Origin of the sequence: Haloferula sargassicola (assembly GCF_040362925.1) — a bacterium.
Taxonomy (GTDB): domain Bacteria; phylum Verrucomicrobiota; class Verrucomicrobiia; order Verrucomicrobiales; family Akkermansiaceae; genus Haloferula; species Haloferula sargassicola.
Genome location: NZ_BAABRI010000004.1, coordinates 112,185 through 129,737, shown reverse-complemented (window position 1 = coordinate 129,737; position 17,553 = coordinate 112,185). Strand labels below are relative to the sequence as shown.

Below are 17,553 nucleotides of genomic sequence, written 5' to 3'. Positions count from 1 at the left end.
AATCACCCGGCATGCGGAATCGCTTCTACACGGCCTTCGACATCGAGCGCCCCTCCGGCCGTGAGGCGGTGGATGACTACCGCACGCCGTTCCAGGTGGATCGCGATCGGGTGCTGCACACGCCCGCCTTCCGGCGGCTGCAGAATAAAACCCAGGTGTTCTGGAGCGGGGAGTACGATTTCTATCGGACGCGGCTGACGCACTCGTTGGAGGTGGCGCAGATCGGCCGCGGGATCTGCCACTGGCTGCGGCATTCGAGCGAGCGGCTGGACGAGGACCATTTCATCGATCCCGATCTGGTCGAGGCCGCTTGTCTGTCGCACGACCTCGGCCATCCGCCCTTCGGCCATGCGGGCGAGCGAACGCTCAACCACTTGATGGCGTCGTGGGGCGGCTTCGAGGGCAATGCGCAAACGCTGCGGCTGCTGATGGAGCGGATCTTTTCCGCGAAGCGGGCGGGCATGGATCCCACGCGGGCCTTCGCCGACTCGGTGCTGAAATACAAATCGCTGTGGAGCGAGCTGTGGCGCATGGCGGACCAGGCGCCGGAAAATCACTTCCTCTACGATGGCCAGGTACGCTGGCTCGACTGGGTGCTGGCGGGAAACGACTTTCCGCCGGAATCCCCGCCCGGCGCCGCGCGGGACGGCGGCAAGTCCATCGAATGCCAGATCATGGACTGGGCGGACGACACCGCCTACTCGCTCAACGACCTGGCCGACAGCGTGCGGGCCGGGTTTTTGACCCGGGAAAAAATCGAGCGCTGGGCCGAAGCGAACGGCGTGGACCATGGCGAGGGCACGCCGCTCGGCGAGCTGGTGCGCGCGATGCACCGGCAGAAGGTCGATCCTTTCGTCGGCAGCCGGATCGGCCGCTACGTGAAGGCGGCGAGCCTGCGCGACCAGGTGGGCTTCATGAGCGGGCAGACGAACCGCTACCGCTACCAGTTGGAGGTCGATCCCGCGATCCGCGAGGAGTGCGCGGTGTTCAAGCGGCTGGCCTTCGAGGTGGTGTTCCTTTCTCCGCAGCTCAAGCAGCTCGAGCACAAGGGCAGCCGGCTACTGCACGGGCTGTGGGAGGTGTTGGAAACGCGCTACGTGCGGGGCGAAACGATCGACGGCCAGGATTTCCAGCTGCTGCCGGAGGAAGTGGCCGCGGAAATGGAGGCCTGCCAGGAGCCGGCCGACCGGGCGCGGCTGGTGTGCGACTTCCTGGCCGCGATGACCGACGGCGAGGCGGTGCGGACCTACAAGCGCCTGTTCACGCCGGACTTCGGCTCGATCGGCGACCTCGTCGGTCAGTGACCGATCCGGCCCAACACGAACCGGGCGGCGGCCAGCGCGCCGGCATTGCGGCCGTGGCGGGACAGGGCGTGCTTCATGGCGCGCCAGCCGCCGGCGCGGTCGGCCAGCATGTCGGAGAGGTGTCGGCCGATGGCCTCGGGGCCCGGAGCATATTCACCCCCGCCGATTTGCCGTAGCAGGGCCAGGTTGCCCTCCTCCTGGCCGGGAACCAGATGGTGAACGAGCATCGGGCAGCAGGCGGCGATCGCCTCGTGGACGGTCGCCCCGCCGGCCTTGCCGATGACGAGGTGGTGGGAGTTGAGCAGCTGCGGGACCTTGCGGGTCCAGCCTTTGAGGGTGACGCGGCCGGGGAAGCGCTCCTTGATTTCGTGGGCCTTGGCGTAGAGGAGGCGGACGTTTTTTCCGAGCACCAGCGTCACCTGGGTGCGGGGCGAGGCGTTGAGGATGGCCTTGGCGATGCGGCGGACGTGCGGGACCTTGGCGGTGGTGAAATAGATGACCTTGAAGGGGTCGCAGGAGTCATCGGCCGGGACCGGCGTGAGGCGGGAAAACGAGGGATTCACCGGGAATCCGGTCTCCGTGATGCGGGCGGCGTCCAGGCCGGCCTCGATCATGGCCGTGCGGGTGGCGGCGTCGGTGACCAGCCAGCCGTCGGTCGGGGCTTGGGTCCAGGCCGGGTTGACCTCGATCGAGTCGGTGACCACCGTAAACGATGGCAGGGTGGAGCCACGGGATTCGAAGATGCGTTCGAGGAAATAGGGATAGAGTGGGTAGGTGCTGACGATCGCCTGCGGCTGGAACTCCTCGATCAGCCGCTCCACCTCGCGCTCGGGCCGGCGCATCAGGGGAAGTCGTTGTTTGGAGAAATCGACATCTCCGGTGTGCTTGTAGAGCAGCTCCCAAAAGCGCGGCGAGTAGGTGGTGACCAGGCGGTAGCCCTTCGACAGGGTGCGGGTGGCGGCGGGGGCCCCGAGGAGGCAGGGATCCTCGACCCGGGCCTCCGCCCCAAGCTCGCCGAGCGCCAGGGCGAGGTTTTTCGCGGCGCTGTTGTGGCCTTCGCCAAACGCGGCGGTGAGGATGAGGATGCGGGGAGGCATGCGGTCGGCCGGAGGATTTAGCGGTCACGGGGGTATTGCGTCGAACCGCAAATGCGGGTTTGTTTGCCGCGGATGGCCGATCGCAAATCTAATCGGAACGTCGAACTCAAGGTCGTGGGAGACGATCGGGAGTCGACGGAGGAAGTCGTTCGCCTTGAAGGGGAAAGCGCCGTCACGGTGGATCGCCTGAAGGTCGAGAAGCCCGAGGAAATCACCGCCCGGCTGGTGGCCAAGGAGGAGGCCGCGAAGCGCGAGAAACAGCCCGAGCTGGATGCTCTGCTGGAGGAAAACCGGATCGATCTCGATCCCGAGTCGGACTGGAAGGAGCAGGAGGGATCGAAGCCGGTGCCGCACGGCTGGTTTGTGATCATTTTCACGCTGATCGCCGCCGCCATCCTGACTTCGGTGTTTTATCTGACGCGGCCCGAGGACCAGCAGGAAGCCGAGATTTCCAGAGCGGCCGCCATCGAAAGCATCCAGGAAAGCAAGGCCGACGAAAAGGAGGCCGAGGCGCTGGTGGACAACATTCGCAGCACCGTCGAGCACTTCACCGAGGGCCGCACGGTCGAGGACATGCTGCCGTGGGTGCGCGATCCGGAGCGGGTCGCGCCCTTGATGCGGGACTGGGAGAAGCGGCATCCGATCGCGCCGCCCCGGCTGACCTTTTTCGGGGGCGTCGCGCCGGTCTTGAAAACCCAGGACCGCGAGATGTGGCGGGCCGAATACATCGGGCCGGATGAGAGCCGGCTGTCGCTGCTGGTCCAGGTGATGGAGAACCGCAAGCCGAAGGTCGATTGGGAGACCTTTGTCTGCTACCAGCCGATGGATTGGGATGAGTACGTGGCCGAGCGGCCGTCGAAGCCCATGGACTTCCGGATCTACCTGGAGCCCGATGCGGGGCATCTCTACGCCTTCGAATTCCGGGACGACAGCCAGTGGCGGGGCTACCAGCTGACCACCCGGAACTCCACGGACTTCCTGATCGGCTACGTGCCCCGGGATGGCGAGCTCGACCAGCTGTTCGAGCGGATGCTGGTGGCGAACCGGGGCAAGGCGGCCCTTATTCTGACCTTGCGCGTGCCGGAAGAGGCGAAAACTCTCCGCGGCGTGTACATCGACCAACTCGTCAGCGACAACTGGGTGATCCTCGGCCACCCATGAAGAACCCGGACATCGACTCGGCCGCGACTTTCCAGGCCGATCCGGGGCTCGGGAAACCACCGGCCGCCGGCGGAAAAGCCGCTGCCGGGGTGGGGGCCTTTCTCACCATCCAGTACGCATGCTCGATCTACCGGCTGGCCCATAGCTCGAGCGCCATGGACAGCAAGTTCAGCGACCTCGCCGTGTCGCAGTATCTCGGCTTCCTCATCGGGCAAAACCTGCTGGTGCTTGTCGGCTACGCCCTGCTCGGCCTGGCCGCCTGGCTGCTGTTGTTTCCCGTGGTGCGCCGATTCGACCGCGGGCGTCGGCCGTTTCTGAAAGTCGCGTCCGCGGCGCTGATTGGAGCGTGGCTGATCCACAGCTACTTCCTGCTGCGGCTGGTGTGGACGCGGCCGTATTTCCTGGGGGATGCCTCGCTGGGCGGATGGTATGAAACGATCGTCAGTCTGCCTCCCTCGTGGCTGCGGCCGTGGATCAACAACCTCCTGTTCGGAGCCCTGCCATGGATCGCCGTGGCGCTGGCGGCGGTGTGGTGGTGGCGGCGCAGCAGGGTGGCCAAGGTGGCCCTGGTCGGCGCGGCGCTGGTGGCCCTGGTGGCGGGCGCGGTGGCCTGGTGGCGGCCGGGCACGTCGAAGGCGGCGGAAATCGCCGGCGACAAGCAGCCGAACATCCTCATCATCGGCTCGGACTCCTTGCGGGGCGATCGCCTCGGCTACACCGGCTACCGGCCGGGGCGGACCGATGGCGCGGCGGCGGCCGGCGTTTCCCCGAACATCGATGAGTGGGTGCGGGATGCCTCCATCTTCGAGCAATGCCGCACACCGATGGGATCAACGCTGGAGTCGAACATTTCCACCATGACCTCGACCTACCCGCACACCCACGGGATCCGGCAGATGTTCCCGCCGCGGGAGCAGGTGGAGGAAATGCAGGCCCGGACGCTGCCGCTGGCCGAGGTGCTGGAGGGCCGCGGCTACCAGACCTATGCGATCGGCGACTGGTGCGCGGGCTTCTTCGAGGTCGCGCCGCTGGGCTTCGACGAGATCGACGTGTCGAGCTTCGACAACTTCCGCATCTACATGAGCCAGGCGGTGATGATGGCGCACTTCGTGGTGCCGCTGTATTTCGACAACGCGCTGGGCTACCGGATTTTCCCGCAGATCAAGTCGTTCGCCCAGTTCGTGACGCCGGAAGTGGTGACCGGGCGGGTCGAGAACCAGCTGGCCCGCTGCGCGGCGGACGACCGGCCGTTCTTCATGAACGTCTTCTATTCGTGCAACCACCTGCCCTACCGCTCGGCGGAGCCCTATTGCCGGATGTTCGCCGATCCCGCCTACAAGGGGCCGAACGAGACCGGCGTGGATTTCGACATCGATGAATTCATCGGCGGCACCGACCTCGAGCAGAAGTGGAAGGCGCTGCCGGAAAAGGAGGCCCGCCAGATTCGCGCGCTCTACGATGGCTGCACGCGGCAGTTCGACACCTGCTTCGGGCGCATCCTGCGGGCGCTGGAAAAGAACGGCCTGGAGCGGGACACGATCGTGGTGCTCTCCGCCGACCATGGCGATGACCTCTACGAGCCGAACGTGACGCTCGGCCACGGCCTCTGCTTCGAGGGTGCGGACCACAGCTTCCACCTGCCGCTGGCGATCCGCGTGCCGGGCCGGAAGGGCAGCCGTTTCCCCGAGCAGGTGCGCACGCTCGACATCGCGCCGACGCTCGCGTCGCTCGCGGGAGCTGACATCCCCGAGCGCTGGGAAGGCCACAACCTGGCGCCATGGATGGAGGGCAGCGAGCCGGCACGGGACCTGCCGTACTTCGGCGAAACCCAGTTTCCCTTCATCCAGTTCCACGTGCCGGGCATCGAACGGCCGCCGCTGCCGCCGATGGACGAGCTGACCTCGATCGATCCCTCGTTCAACCACCAGTTCGTGATGAAGGCGGAGTACCGGCAGCCGGTCGTGGATGCCAAACAGCGCTGCCTGCGGACGGGGAAATGGAAGGTCGTCCTCACGCCGACCCGCCAGGGCGGCCGGCACTACCAGCTCTTCCACACCGCGTCGGATCCGGACTGCCAGCAGGATCTCGCCAGCCGGCGGCCGGAGGTCTTGGCGCCGATGCGGGCGGCGATCGACCGCTGGATCGACGACAAGCGGGAAACCCCGGTGGCGGCGATCTTTCCCGGCGGCGAGCCGGATTGAGTCAGGATTTCAGGTCGGCTTCGAGCGCCTTGAGCGAGCCGGACACATCGGCGAAGAAATACCACAGCGCGATGATCAGCGACAGGATGCTGAGCAGGAACAGCGCGGAGACGACGATGCCGAGATCGAAGCTGACGAAGACCGAAAGGAACAGCGTGAGGATCAGCAGGGCGGCGAACAGGATGGCAAGGCCCATGAACAGGATCGCCGAACGGATCCACTTGGCGCGCTTGGTGATGATCTCCAGCTGAAGGTCGCGGGACGGAGAGTCATTGGTGCGGAGGTGGCGTCCGCGGTCGATCGCGCGCCCGAGGCGGTTGGTCAGGCTGAGCAGGAGCAGGCCGTAGGCCGAAATCAGGATCACGGGGCTGACGGCGAGCGGGAGGGCGGTGAAAACGGTGTGCGGGTCCATGGATGCGATGCCCCGAAGCTAGGATCATGCCCGGCCGCGGGCAACCCGGTGAGCGGGAATGCCGAGCATTTCGCAAGTCAGTGGGCCGCCAGCCAGTGGTCGCCGGTGCCGTGCTCGACCAGAATCGGCACGCCGTGGGGCAGCGGCAGGGCCGTTTCCATGAGGCCGATGATCTCCGGAACCAGCGTGGACTCTTCCCCGGGATGAAGATCGAAGATGAGTTCGTCGTGAATCTGCAACAGCATCCGGCTCTGGTACTGTTTTTCCCGTAGCAGGGCGTCGATGCGGATCATGGCCAGCTTGATCATGTCCGCCGAAGTGCCCTGGATCGGCGTGTTGATCGCGGCGCGCTCGGCGTTGCCGCGGATGGTGGCATTGGACGAGCGGAGGTCCGGGAAATGCCGGCGGCGGCCGGACAGGGTCTCGGCGTAGCCCTTTTCCCGCGCCTCCTCGATGGTCTGGTCCATGAATCGGCGGATCGCAGGGTACTGCTTGAAGTAGTTGTCGATGATCTCCGCCGCCTCGCCGCGCGGGATGCCGAGGCGCTGGGAGAGCCCGAAGGCGGAGATGCCGTAGATGATGCCGAAGTTCACCATCTTCGCACCACGGCGCTGGTCGGAGGTGACCTCCTTTTCGGCCACACCCCAGACACGGGCCGCGGTGGATGTGTGGATGTCCTTCCGGGCGCGGAAGTCGGTGATCATCGACTCATCGCCCGCCAGTGCCGCCATCACCCGCAGCTCGATCTGGGAGTAGTCGCACGACAGCAGGGTGAAGCCCGCGCGCGGCACGAAGGCGCGGCGAATCTCGCGGCCGGCGGCGGAGCGGACCGGGATGTTCTGCAGGTTGGGCTCGGTCGAGGCGAGGCGGCCGGTGGCGGCGACGAGTTGGTGGAAGTGCGTGTGGACGCGCCCGGTGGAGGGCTGGAGGTGGGCGGGCAGGGCGTCGAGATAGGTCGATTTGAGCTTGGTGATCTCGCGGTATTCAAGGATCGCATCGACGATCGGGTGGGTGCCGGAAAGCGAGGACAGCGTTTGCTCGTCGGTCTTGTACTGGCCGGTGCGCGTTTTCTTCGGCTTGTCGATGAGCTTGAGGTCATCGAAGAGGATTTCCCCGAGCTGCTTGGGGGAGTTGAGGTTGAAGGGTCGTCCGGCCAGCGCGGTGATCTGGATGCCGATCGTTTCAATGCGCTCGCCCAGCGTGCCGCCGATCTCGGCGAGGGCGTCGGGATCCATGCGGATGCCCTCCATTTCCATGCGGACCAGCACCGGAAGCAGCGGAGCCTCGATCTGCTCGAGGACGCCCTCCTGCTGGGCCTCGACCAGCAGCGGACCGAGCTTTTCCGCCAGCTGGAAGGTCACGTCGGCGTCCTCCGCGGCATACTCGGCCAGCTTTTCCAGAGGTACCGCGGCGACATTCAGCTCCTTCGTTTTCGCCTTCTGCGCGGCGAGCGTGAAAAGGTCGTCCTGCTCCTGGGCGGCGACCGGGGACTCGGCAATGTCGGCCAGCTTGATGGGCGAATAGCCGAGCAGGGACTCGGCGAGGTAGTCCATGGTATGCCGGCGGTCGGGCGCGACCAGCGTGTCGGCGAGCATGGTGTCGAAGAACGGGCCGGTGACCTCGATGCCGTGGCGGTGCAGCACGCAGAGATCGTATTTCAGGTTGTGGCCGATCTTCAGGCAGGTTTTTGAAAGCGAGCTGCGGAGGGCGGGGAGGAGGGACTCGTCAAAAGGCAGGTACCAGGCCTCGCGCGGCTTCCACGAGAAGGCGATTCCCAACAGTTTCGCCTCGAAGCGGTCGAGCGAGGTGGTCTCGATGTCGAAACAGAAGCGCTTGGGGCTTTCCAGAAGGCGGAAGAGTTCGGCCTGCTTTTCCGGGGTGTCGGCGAGGTGGTAGGTGTGCTCGACCTCGGCCAGTCGCTTGAAGGTCTCTTGCAGCGTCGGGGTGGCGTCGCCCGACGGTGCGGCGGGGGCACCGGCTCCCGCTTCGCCGAAAAGCCGCTTGGTCAGGGAGCGGAACTCGAACTCGTTGAAGAGCTCCTTTACCGCATCGGCATCGCGTTCCGAGAGCACGAGGTCGTCCCAGGTCACTTCGACCGGCGCATCGACGATGATGGTGGCGAGGTCCTTCGACAGGCGGGCCAGGTCGGCGTTTTCCTCCACCTTTTCCTTCTGCTTGCCCTTGAGCTGGGCGGTGTTCTGGAGCAGCCCCTCGAGCGAGCCGAAATCCGCGATGAGCTTTTGCGCGGTTTTGGGACCGATGCCGGGGATGCCGGGGATGTTGTCCACGGCGTCGCCCATCATGCCGAGCAGGTCGATGATCTGGTGTGGCTCGGAAACGCCCCAGACCTCCGGGAGTTGCTCGAGGCCGATGACTTCGTGGTCGGAGCCTTTTTTTCCCGGCCGCCACATGAAGGTGTGCGGGGCGAGGAGCTGGGCGAAGTCCTTGTCGGGGGTGACCATGTAGGTCTCGAAGCCCTCCGTTTCCGCCCGGCGGGCGAGGGTGCCGATGAGGTCGTCCGCCTCGTAGCCATCGACCTCCAGCACGGGGATGTGGAAGGCGCGGCAGAGCCGCTTCACATTCGGGATGGCGGCGGCGAGTTCCTCCGGCATGTCCTCGCGCTGGGCCTTGTATTCCGGAAATTTCGCGTGACGCGGGGTCGGCGCGGAGGTGTCGAAAGCGACGCCGAGGTGGGTCGGCTTCTCGTTTTCGAGGATGGTCAGCAGGGTGTTGGTGAAGCCGTAGAGAGCCGAGGTGTTGATGCCGCGCGAATTGCGGATGGGATTGCGGATCAACGCGAAATGGGCGCGGTAGACGAGCGCCATGCCGTCCAGGAGATACAAGCGGGGCATGGCGGAGGTTCCGTGCCCGGCGGGGGGATTTCAAAGCAAATCGGGGATGACGCGATGCAGGGAAATCTCTGGCAAAGAAACGATCACCTGCCTACGTATCGGGCTCACATGAACTGGGTTTCGGGATTGGTGGGAGTTGGGGTGATCGGAGCAGCCGGCTACTTTTTGGAGCCGGTGGTGCAGCCGATGCTGTTTTCCCTGACGGAAAAAAAGGAAGCACCCGCCCCGACCGTCGCGGAAACCGAGGATGCCGAGCCGTCCGAGACAGGCGCCGCCGTGGAGACCCCCACGGCGGAGCCGGCCCCGGAAAAGGCCGCCGAGCCAGCCTGGCCCGATGCGCCGGAATGGGTGGCGGATCTGAAGCCGGAGCAACTTCCGAAGGAGGTGACCTTGAAGGCCGATCTGCCGATCACGGTTCCCGGTGCCAAGCAGCCGATGTTGATTCCCGAAGGCATGAAGGTCACCCCGCTGCGGGTGGAGGGCACCGATCTGGTGGTCAGCCCGCAGGCCGGCACGCTCGAAGGCACGCTGCCGGTGATGGCCACCGATCTGGTCGATGTTCTCGGGGGCCAGCCACCGGCCGAGCCGGAGCCCGAGCCCGCCGAGCCCGAGATGGCGGACCAGGGATCTCCCACCGGCACCGAAGATCCGCTGCGGCTCGATACCATCCGGCCTCCCGGCGAGACCGCCGATGAGGAGGAGCCCTCGATGACCGAGACGGAGCCTGCCGGGGAAACGCCGGCCGAGCCCGCATCGACCGGCGGCGGGGATGTGGTGAAGCTGATGCAGGACAGCATCAAGGCCGGCGACGTGAAGGAGTTCACCTTCGACCAGGTCGTCGACTGGAAGGAAGGCGGCCCGGTCGAACGCGATGGCGAGAGTTACCAATCCGGCATGGCCTCCTACAAGGCCGAGACCATCTTCGGAGTGAAGACGATCCAGGCCCAGGCCCTGATCCAAAGCGGCAAGGTGGTGAAGTGGATCTGGCCGAACAGCGGCATGGAAATCCAGTGACCGGTCAGGCCGTGTAGCGCTCCCGGAGGTGCGCCAGATGGGCGGCCGCTGAGGGCTCCTCGCCGGTGGCCCGCCGGATCAGATCGGCCGGCGGAAGCGTCGCCCCGGCGTCGTGGACGTTTTCCCGCAGCCACTTCAACAAGCCGGCATAGTCGGCTTTTTCCACGCCGCTTCCGATCTCCGGATGGCGGCAGGCGGCGGCGAAAAGCTGGGCCGCGCCGAGGTTCCCGAGCGTGTAGGTCGGGAAGTAGCCGATCCCGCCCATCGACCAGTGGATGTCCTGCAGGCAGCCCTCGCGATCCGAGGGGGGACGGCTACCGAAGGAAGCCTCGAAGGCGTCGTTCCAGGCAGCCGGGACGTCGGCGACAGCCAGCTCGCCGCGGAGCAAGCGGCGTTCGAGATCGAAACGCAGCAGGATGTGCAGGTCGTAGGTGGCTTCGTCGGCCTCCACGCGGATCGGTGTGAAGCCCGCTTTCCAAACGTAGGCCAGGAAGTCATCGAGCGACACCCCGGAGAGCTGCGGGAAATGCCGGCCGGCGACGGGCAACCATTTTTCCCAGAACGCCCGCGAGCGGCCGACGTGATTTTCCCACAGCCGCGACTGCGATTCGTGGATGCCGTACGAGCACGCACCGCCCGCGGGCAGGCCGAAGTCGGCCGCCCACAGGCCTTGCTCATAGAGCCCGTGGCCGGCCTCGTGCATCACGCCGAAGAGCGAGGAGGTGAAGTCGTCGAGGTCATAGCGCGTCGTCAACCGCACGTCGGCCGGCCCGAGCGTGGTGCAAAACGGGTGCGTCGTAGTGTCGATGCGGCCTTGGTCAAAATCAAAGCCCATGGACGCGGCGACTTCGCGGTTGAAGGCCTGCTGGGCCTCGATCGGATAGGGCCCCGCGGGCAGCACCGGGCTGCGGGAAACGGATCGCTCCACCGCCCGGGCCGCCGTTTCCCGCAGCTCGGGCGCGAGGGCTTCGAAAAGCCCGGCGATGCCCTCGGCGGTCCAGCCGCGCTCGTAGTCCTCGAGCAGGGCATCGTAGGGCTCGTGCTCGAACCCCCACAGGTCGGCTTTTTCGCGAAGCAGGGCGACGATCTGCTCCAGATAGGGTGCGAAGGCGGCGAAGTCATCCTTCGAGCGGGCCTCGGCCCACGCGTGCTTCGCCTGCGAGGTCAGCTCGGTTTCACGCTCGACGAATGCGGTCGGCAAACAGGCGGCCCGCTCGAAGTTCCGGCGCATCTCGCGCAGGCTGGCCAGCTCGCGGTCGTTATCGGGCTCGGCCTGATCGAGCGCCGCCTGCCAGCGCTGCGAAGTGCGGAGCTGGTGCTCGCGGCCGGCCAGCCAGCCGAGCTGGCGGGAGCGCCACGGGGACGCCTTGGCGGGCATGCCGGTTTCCTGGTCCCAGCCGAGCGTGGCGGCGGAGGACGAAATGATCGCCGCCTCGGTGGCGAGATCGCGGAGAGCTTGGAAAGGGGACATCGGGGCGACGCTAGCGGCCGGCCCGAGGCAGCGCAATCCGGACCATGGGCGCCAAATCCCCAAGAAGTTCCGGCCGGCCCGCGTTGGAGCCGGGAGAACCATGGCCCGCCCCCGCACGTCCCCGGTTTCACCGGAAACGGAAGCCCAGCTGGCCGACCGGCTGCAGCGCGCACGCCGGCGGTCGGCGCTGGGCAGCCTTGTGATCTCCTTGCTGGTCATCGCCTTCCTCATGGCGCTGCTGGGATTCATCCTGTTGCCCGCGCTGGACCGACGGCAGCCGGTGTTTTTCGCCTACGCCGCACCGCCGCCGCGGGAGGAGGTGAAGGAGGCCACCCAGGCCATCAAGCCCTCCCGCTCGAAGCCCAAGCCGCCGGCGGCGAGCATGAACCGCGTGATCGTCGCCGAGGCGGCGTCGAGCCTATCGTTGCCGGTGCCGGAGGTGGACCCGGTGGAATGGACGCCGGACTTCGGCTCGGGCGATGATTTCAGCGAAGGCTGGGGCGGCGGCGATGGCGGCGCGGGAGGAATGGGCGGCGGGGCCGGAGGCGGCGCGACGTTCTTCAACCAGTCGGTGAAGGCGAAGCGTTTCTGCTATGTGATCGACTTTTCCCGCTCGATGAACGGCAAGCGCGATCCGATGATGCGGGAGGAGCTGGCGCGCTCGGTGGGAACCCTGCCGGAGGGCTCGCAGTTCGAGATGATCTTCTTCGCCGGCCCGGCCTGGATCGCCGGTTCGCAGGTGGAAATGCCGGAGACCCATCGCGAAGCAATCGTCCGCGCGGGAGGCAAGGACTACGAATGGCGCCGCATGGGCTTCGGCCAGGGCTGGGTGACCAAGGGTCGCGAGCAGAAGGCCGCCTGGCGGACCTGCACGGCGGCCTCGCGTGAGGAGGCGATGACGCAGATTCGCGAGACGCCGCTGGTGTGGGGCACCGAATGGGAACACCCGCTGGAACTGGCGCTCGATCTCGATCCCGCCCCGCAGGTGATCTTTTTCATGACCGATGGCGCGATCAGCGGCGACATGGAGGACTTCGTCCGGCGCTTCGGCCACCGGGCGAAATCCAAGGGCACGACCATCAACACCGTGGCCATGATGGAGCCGCAGGCGGAAAAGCCGATGAAAACGCTGGCGGAGCGCTCGGGCGGCCAGTTCACGATCATCCATCGCACCGGCGAGATCGAGGTGGTGCCGCTGAAATGACGGGGCCGGCTCAGGCGGGCTGCTGCTGGGTGAGGCAATGCAGCGTGCCGCCCTCCTCGACCAGGTCGAGGCAGTCGATCCCGACCACCTCGCGGTCCGGAAAAAGCTCGCGCAGGATGCCCAGCGCCCGGTCGTCATTGCGGTGCTGGCGGAAGGTGGGGACCAGCAGGCCTCCGTTCACGATCAGGAAATTGACGTACGACGCCGGTAGTACCGGAAGCCGCCAGCCGGGGACCTCGCAGGCTTCCGGCATTGGCATTTCCACGATCTCGAACGGCCGGCCGGCGGGCGTGTGAAATCCACGCAGGCGCCCGAGGTTGTCGTCCAGCACCCGGTGGTTCGGCGATTCCCGGTTGCGCTCCGTGCAGGCGACGAGGAGGTCGTCGGCGCAAAAGCGGGCGAGGTCGTCGATGTGGCCATCGGTGTCGTCGCCCTCGATGCCCTTCTCCAGCCACAGCACCTCGCGGATGCCGAGGGTGGTCCGGAGTTTCTCCTCCACCTCCGCTCGAGAGAGGTGCGGGTTGCGGTTGGAGTTCAGAAGTACGGCTTCCGTCGTAAGCAACTGGCCGGCGCCGTTGATCTCGATGGCACCGCCCTCAAGGATCATCCCGCCCTCGAAGCGCGGCAGTCCGAGCTGATCGGCGACCTGGCGGGGAATCGAATTGTCGGCGTCCCACGGAGCGAACTTTCCGCCCCATGCGTTGAACTCCCAATCGCTCACGGCCAGTTCGCCGGTCTTGCGGTGCTTGAGGAAGATCGGGCCGTGGTCGCGGCACCACACGTCATTGTGCGGGTGGGGGAAAACCTCGACCCGCTCGGGCACGGCGCGGTTTTGCAGGCAACGCTCGCGGACCTGGTCCTCGGTGCCCGGAATGGCGTTGATGCGCACCGTTTCAAAGCGGGAGACCGCCGCCGCGAGGGTGGCGAAGCGATCCAGGATGAGCTCGCGTTTCGCTCCACCCCAGTGCCGCGGATCATCCACCGGCCAGGAGATCCAGACCGCTTCCTGGGGCACCCATTCGGGCGGCATCGTGTAGTCGGAGACGTCGGGCATGGTCGGCACGTCAGTGGCTTTGGCCGCAGTGGCGGCAGCTGTCAACGACGCGGGCCCGCAAGCTGGCCTGGAGCGTGGTGGATGATGGGTCGGAGGTCATGGCAGGCATCGCCAAGGCGGCTGCCGGGGGAGGGAGGACGGCCTTCAGCTGATAGAAGGCACCGCCGGAAGCGGGCATCGAGTCGGTGAAGTGGTCGATCATGCCATCGCCCTCGGCGGCGGGACGGATCGCAGTCCAGTGGCTCAGATCGGGCGAGCGGTGGATTGAATAAAGCACTCCCGAACTGGTGGGCCACGACAGGGTAGGCGGATCGTTTCCCCGGGCGATCTCCAGACGCGGAGGAGGCAGGATTTCCCATCCCAGGTCGCGCAGGGCGGCGAGATCGAGGTCGGTCAGGACCTCGAGGTGACGGACCGTGGTCAGGGTGCAGTGGGTGGGATCCATCAGCGCGATCTGGGCTTGACCGTGCTGACGTCCGAAGCCCTCCAAGGTGACGGAAAGGACGTTGTCCGGGTTGGAGGGATTGTAACCGAGCGGGGCCTGGCAGTCGTCGTCATCCCGCCAGTGACCGGCCTCCGGATCCAGCGGCACGGCGGTTCCCCAGATCTGCATGGTGGAGCTGCCTGTGAAAACGAGGCCTCCTCCGAAGGTCGAGATCCGGCCGTCGAAGACGTCGCTGGTGCCGAAGCCCAGCACATGGCACATCTCGTGGAGAGCCACGGAAACGAAGTCGGACCGATCGTTGGCGGGCCGCCCGGCGAGGTCGAAGTTCCACGTTTCCCCGGTGTCGAAAGCGATCGAACCGCCCCAGGGGCCGATGTCGGTCGCCGGGGTGGCAGCGGCGCCCGCCTGACCGCGGAAGCGCAGCCCGTTGAGCCATCCGCTGGTGGCGGTGGCGGTGTAGCCTCCGGGGCCGCCGACCCCCACGGATCCGCCGGCAAGCGAGCGGCCCCCGACAAAGATGATAAGCGTGTCCTGAGGGACCACCATGTCCTGCAACTCGGGAGGATGGACGTATTCGCCGGTGGCGGGATGGAAAAAGCCGGGCGTCCAGGTGTTCACCCCGGTAGGGACGATGGCGGTCAGCTGGTCCTGCAACAGCGCTTCGAAGGAGTCGGCCACGGCCCGCAGGGCGGTTTTGGCTCCGGGCTGGCTGAAGAAGTCGGAGGTGTCGTAGCGGTAGTCGATCTCGATCTCCAACGCCATCGCGGGGCACGCTGCGAGGAGGAGGAGACCGACTTTCATGGACAGACGGTTCAGTGCCGCCAACGTTGGGTTAGATCACTGTAAGCGTCGATCCTGCGATCCCGGAAAAAGGGCCAGATCCTTCGGAAATCCTCCACTTCGCGGAAGTCGGCGTCGTGGTAGAGGATCTCCTCGCCGTCGGTCGATGCTTTGGCGACCAGCTGGCCGTAGGGGTTGGCGACAAACGAGCGGCCCCAGAACTCGCTTTCACCCTCGGTGCCGACACGGTTCACGGCCGCGAGGTAGCAGCCGTTGGCGACGGCGTGGCCGCGTTGTACCGTCTCCCAGGCGCAGTGTTGGGCTTCGCCGAGGGCCTCTTTTTCCTCCGGCAGCCATCCGATGGCGGTGGGGTAGATGAGGATTTCGGCTCCGCCGAGGGCCATCAGGCGGGCGGCCTCGGGATACCACTGGTCCCAGCACACGAGCACGCCGAGCCTCCCGAAGCGGGTTTCCCAAACCGGCCAGCCGGTGTCGCCGGGAGTGAAATAGAATTTCTCCTCGAAGGCGGGATCCTGGGGGATGTGGGCCTTGCGGTAGAGGCCGAGCATGGAGCCGTCGGCATCATGGACCAGGGCTGTGTTGTGGTAGAGTCCGGGGCCCCGGTGCTCGAACCACGAGGACACGATCACCACGCCCAGATCCCCGGCGAGCTGGCCCAGCCGCTCGCTGGCCGGGCAGGGGATGCGGTCGGCCAGGTCGAAATGATCGGTGGCCTCGACGGTGCAGAAGTAGGGGGTCAGGAAAAGCTCCTGGGTGACGATGATCCGGGCTCCACCTGTCGCCGCCTCGCGGATCAGCGATTCGTGATGGTCGAGGGCCTCGTCCTTGGTCGGAAAGGCGCGGGATTGAAGCAGCGCAAGTCGTGGCATGCGGACAAGTTGAACGCGGGCCGAGGCCCGCGTCCAATGATTCCCGAAACCTGAAACTTGGATGGACTCCGAATCAAAGATGGCTGACCGCCTCGGCGATCGTGAGCGATAGCTCGGGGGAGTCCGCGGAGATCTTGGTGTGGAACACCACGCGGCCGTCGGCGTCCACCGACTGGATGATTCCGCTTGAGAAATCGACGGTGACCTTGGGGCCGGCAAGTCGGGCAGCCTCGGCGGCGGAGGCGACGGCCTTGAGTGAGCCGGGCTCGAGGTCGCCGGCGGCGGAAAGCCGATCGAGGATGTCGCTCGGTCCTCCGGCCAGGATGACCGGCACCGCCTCCACCTGGGCGCTGTTGGTGCCACGGAAGCTTTCGTCGCCTTGGTGGACGAAACGCGGGGCGATCACTCCGAGCAGCAGGATTGCGGCGGCGGAGATGGCCAGGCCCGGCATGGAAATCGCGGCACCGAGCCGGGACAGCCAGGAGGTATTGGCGGCAACCGCCGGCCGTGTCACCGCGGGGCGGGCGAAGCGGGCCTGAAGGTCCGCGTGGAGATCCGAGGGCATCAACGGTGCCGGATCGTCAGACCTCGTTCGGAGGCTGCTCCCCAACATTCGAATGACGGGGTCGAGATTGTTGTTGGGTTCAACTTCCATGGCTACTGCCTCCTATCGCGGCTTTTCCGCTAGATTTTCAAATGAAGAAATTTTTCCGGATTTTTGTTAGCGCTTCTTCGGCCTTGATCAGCAACTCGCGGCGTTTGGTCGATGGAGACGCCCCCGCGCGAAGCCCGTGCCGGGCGCAGAAGCCGGCATCGGCGATCAGTTCCTGCACCGGCGCGGTCTGGGCGACGTAGAGGGTATAAATCAGGTCCCATTCCTTGGCGGTGAGGGCTTCCCGGCATTCCGAGTAAATCCTCTCGAAGGTGGTTTGGCCGGGATCGGCGGATTCGTCCTCGAACTGGACGGGACGCTCGGGATCGCCGGTGAGGGCATCGAAGCTGTCTCCGGTGTTGGGCCGGTTTTTCTGCGCTCCCCGCCGCCGCATCCAATCGATCGCACGGAAACCGACGATCCGGGTGTGGAGGGGGATGAGTTCCTCAAACACGGTGGGGTCGAGGATGGGAGCGCCGCCGCCGGAGCGCTCGCGGGCCAATTCCACGAGGGTGTCATTGAAGACCTCTTCGGCATCGGGTCCCTTGATTCCCTTGCGGCCCAGGGTGTGCAGGGCAAGGGGGCGCAGCAAGGGCGGCAGACGGTTCCACTCCCGGTCGGCGAACGTGCCTTCGGCATCGCGTTTCTGCAGCCGGTCGAGATCGAGGTTGCGCTCGTAGCGCGGGTCGCCGGGATCGTGGTGAAGTTGGGGATCGCGGGCTTCTCGGCGTTGGGCGGCCACGATCTCGCGCCCGGTGCGGGAGATCTCTTCCAAGGCCTTGGCGGCGAATTCCGCCTCGGAGGGAAATTCGTCGTAGTCCAGCGAGACATTGCGCATCGCCCGCTCCGCCAGCCGGGCGGCCTCGGCCTCGGGCACCAGGATCCCTTCAACCGGCCGGCGCGCGCGCGCCCAGCAGGCCTCCCAGCACCGCTGCCATTGGTCGAGGGTCGCTCCTTCCAGAAGTTGGAGCTCGTTACTCATGAGAAAGCATCAAGGTTAAGATCTAGGTGCGGGT

Annotated in this window: 14 protein-coding genes; 5 read left to right on the top strand and 9 right to left on the bottom strand. The window is 66.2% G+C overall.

Annotated features, from left to right (window positions below; translation table 11 throughout):
* Nucleotides 1-11: 11 nt before the first annotated feature.
* A complete protein-coding gene (gene dgt / locus ABXH26_RS04490) occupies nt 12-1,304 on the top strand; it encodes a dGTP triphosphohydrolase (protein ID WP_353565845.1) in 1,293 nt (430 codons plus the stop codon).
* Here dgt and ABXH26_RS04485 read toward each other — a convergent pair.
* Nucleotides 1,298-2,401 (bottom strand): MGDG synthase family glycosyltransferase, encoded by a 1,104-nt coding sequence (locus tag ABXH26_RS04485; protein ID WP_353565844.1) that lies wholly within the window; start codon nt 2,399-2,401, stop codon nt 1,298-1,300. The two genes, dgt and ABXH26_RS04485, sit on opposite strands and share 7 nt — an antisense overlap.
* A gap of 72 nt (nt 2,402-2,473) precedes the next feature.
* Between ABXH26_RS04485 and ABXH26_RS04480 the strand changes: the two genes are divergently transcribed.
* Together ABXH26_RS04480 and ABXH26_RS04475 are read left to right on the top strand one after the other, a co-directional pair.
* A complete protein-coding gene (locus tag ABXH26_RS04480) occupies nt 2,474-3,562 on the top strand; it encodes a hypothetical protein (RefSeq protein ID WP_353565843.1) in 1,089 nt (362 codons plus the stop codon).
* Complete coding sequence (locus tag ABXH26_RS04475; protein ID WP_353565842.1) at nt 3,559-5,763, top strand: sulfatase family protein; 2,205 nt, start codon at nt 3,559-3,561, stop codon at nt 5,761-5,763. The genes ABXH26_RS04480 and ABXH26_RS04475 overlap by 4 nt, the downstream gene beginning before the upstream one ends.
* A gap of 1 nt (nt 5,764) precedes the next feature.
* Here the strand turns inward: ABXH26_RS04475 and ABXH26_RS04470 are convergent, their stop codons facing one another.
* Nucleotides 5,765-6,175: a DUF2721 domain-containing protein gene (locus tag ABXH26_RS04470; RefSeq protein WP_353565841.1), complete on the bottom strand. Its 411-nt coding sequence runs from the start codon at nt 6,173-6,175 to the stop codon at nt 5,765-5,767.
* Between the two features lie 77 nt (nt 6,176-6,252).
* Nucleotides 6,253-9,027 carry a DNA polymerase I gene (polA, locus tag ABXH26_RS04465; RefSeq protein ID WP_353565840.1) on the bottom strand — a complete coding sequence of 925 codons (2,775 nt, stop codon included), beginning with the start codon at nt 9,025-9,027 and terminating at the stop codon, nt 6,253-6,255.
* Nucleotides 9,028-9,135: 108 nt separating this feature from the next.
* Between polA and ABXH26_RS04460 the strand changes: the two genes are divergently transcribed.
* Entirely contained in the window at nt 9,136-10,041 is a 906-nt protein-coding gene (locus ABXH26_RS04460) for a hypothetical protein (RefSeq protein ID WP_353565839.1), read from the top strand.
* A 4-nt stretch (nt 10,042-10,045) separates the two neighbouring features.
* Here the strand turns inward: ABXH26_RS04460 and ABXH26_RS04455 are convergent, their stop codons facing one another.
* Nucleotides 10,046-11,512 carry a carboxypeptidase M32 gene (locus ABXH26_RS04455; protein WP_353565838.1) on the bottom strand — a complete coding sequence of 489 codons (1,467 nt, stop codon included), beginning with the start codon at nt 11,510-11,512 and terminating at the stop codon, nt 10,046-10,048.
* 100 nt (nt 11,513-11,612) lie between these two features.
* Between ABXH26_RS04455 and ABXH26_RS04450 the strand changes: the two genes are divergently transcribed.
* On the top strand, nt 11,613-12,716 hold the full coding sequence (locus ABXH26_RS04450; RefSeq protein ID WP_353565837.1) for a vWA domain-containing protein: 1,104 nt from the start codon (nt 11,613-11,615) through the stop codon (nt 12,714-12,716).
* 10 nt (nt 12,717-12,726) lie between these two features.
* Here the strand turns inward: ABXH26_RS04450 and ABXH26_RS04445 are convergent, their stop codons facing one another.
* The 5 genes from ABXH26_RS04445 to ABXH26_RS04425 form a co-directional block, all read right to left on the bottom strand.
* Entirely contained in the window at nt 12,727-13,770 is a 1,044-nt protein-coding gene (locus ABXH26_RS04445; RefSeq protein WP_353565836.1) for an agmatine deiminase family protein, read from the bottom strand.
* A 10-nt stretch (nt 13,771-13,780) separates the two neighbouring features.
* The gene (locus tag ABXH26_RS04440; protein WP_353565835.1) at nt 13,781-15,016 is read right to left on the bottom strand and encodes a matrixin family metalloprotease; all 1,236 of its coding nucleotides are present in this window, start codon (nt 15,014-15,016) and stop codon (nt 13,781-13,783) included.
* Between the two features lie 11 nt (nt 15,017-15,027).
* Nucleotides 15,028-15,885: a carbon-nitrogen hydrolase gene (locus tag ABXH26_RS04435; protein WP_353565834.1), complete on the bottom strand. Its 858-nt coding sequence runs from the start codon at nt 15,883-15,885 to the stop codon at nt 15,028-15,030.
* Between the two features lie 73 nt (nt 15,886-15,958).
* Entirely contained in the window at nt 15,959-16,450 is a 492-nt protein-coding gene (locus ABXH26_RS04430; protein WP_353565833.1) for a hypothetical protein, read from the bottom strand.
* Between the two features lie 127 nt (nt 16,451-16,577).
* Nucleotides 16,578-17,519, bottom strand: coding sequence for a hypothetical protein (locus tag ABXH26_RS04425; RefSeq protein ID WP_353565832.1), 942 nt, complete (start codon nt 17,517-17,519; stop codon nt 16,578-16,580).
* Between the last annotated feature and the right edge of the window lie 34 nt (nt 17,520-17,553).

What these genes read in the sequence shown, in the direction of transcription:
- dgt (WP_353565845.1), top strand. Translation starts at nt 12, where the DNA reads ATGCGGAATCGCTTCTACACGGCCTTCGACATCGAGCGCCCCTCCGGC.
- ABXH26_RS04485 (WP_353565844.1), bottom strand. Translation starts at nt 2,401, where the DNA reads ATGCCTCCCCGCATCCTCATCCTCACCGCCGCGTTTGGCGAAGGCCAC.
- ABXH26_RS04480 (WP_353565843.1), top strand. Translation starts at nt 2,474, where the DNA reads ATGGCCGATCGCAAATCTAATCGGAACGTCGAACTCAAGGTCGTGGGA.
- ABXH26_RS04475 (WP_353565842.1), top strand. Translation starts at nt 3,559, where the DNA reads ATGAAGAACCCGGACATCGACTCGGCCGCGACTTTCCAGGCCGATCCG.
- ABXH26_RS04470 (WP_353565841.1), bottom strand. Translation starts at nt 6,175, where the DNA reads ATGGACCCGCACACCGTTTTCACCGCCCTCCCGCTCGCCGTCAGCCCC.
- polA (WP_353565840.1), bottom strand. Translation starts at nt 9,027, where the DNA reads ATGCCCCGCTTGTATCTCCTGGACGGCATGGCGCTCGTCTACCGCGCC.
- ABXH26_RS04460 (WP_353565839.1), top strand. Translation starts at nt 9,136, where the DNA reads ATGAACTGGGTTTCGGGATTGGTGGGAGTTGGGGTGATCGGAGCAGCC.
- ABXH26_RS04455 (WP_353565838.1), bottom strand. Translation starts at nt 11,512, where the DNA reads ATGTCCCCTTTCCAAGCTCTCCGCGATCTCGCCACCGAGGCGGCGATC.
- ABXH26_RS04450 (WP_353565837.1), top strand. Translation starts at nt 11,613, where the DNA reads ATGGCCCGCCCCCGCACGTCCCCGGTTTCACCGGAAACGGAAGCCCAG.
- ABXH26_RS04445 (WP_353565836.1), bottom strand. Translation starts at nt 13,770, where the DNA reads ATGCCCGACGTCTCCGACTACACGATGCCGCCCGAATGGGTGCCCCAG.
- ABXH26_RS04440 (WP_353565835.1), bottom strand. Translation starts at nt 15,016, where the DNA reads ATGAAAGTCGGTCTCCTCCTCCTCGCAGCGTGCCCCGCGATGGCGTTG.
- ABXH26_RS04435 (WP_353565834.1), bottom strand. Translation starts at nt 15,885, where the DNA reads ATGCCACGACTTGCGCTGCTTCAATCCCGCGCCTTTCCGACCAAGGAC.
- ABXH26_RS04430 (WP_353565833.1), bottom strand. Translation starts at nt 16,450, where the DNA reads ATGCCCTCGGATCTCCACGCGGACCTTCAGGCCCGCTTCGCCCGCCCC.
- ABXH26_RS04425 (WP_353565832.1), bottom strand. Translation starts at nt 17,519, where the DNA reads ATGAGTAACGAGCTCCAACTTCTGGAAGGAGCGACCCTCGACCAATGG.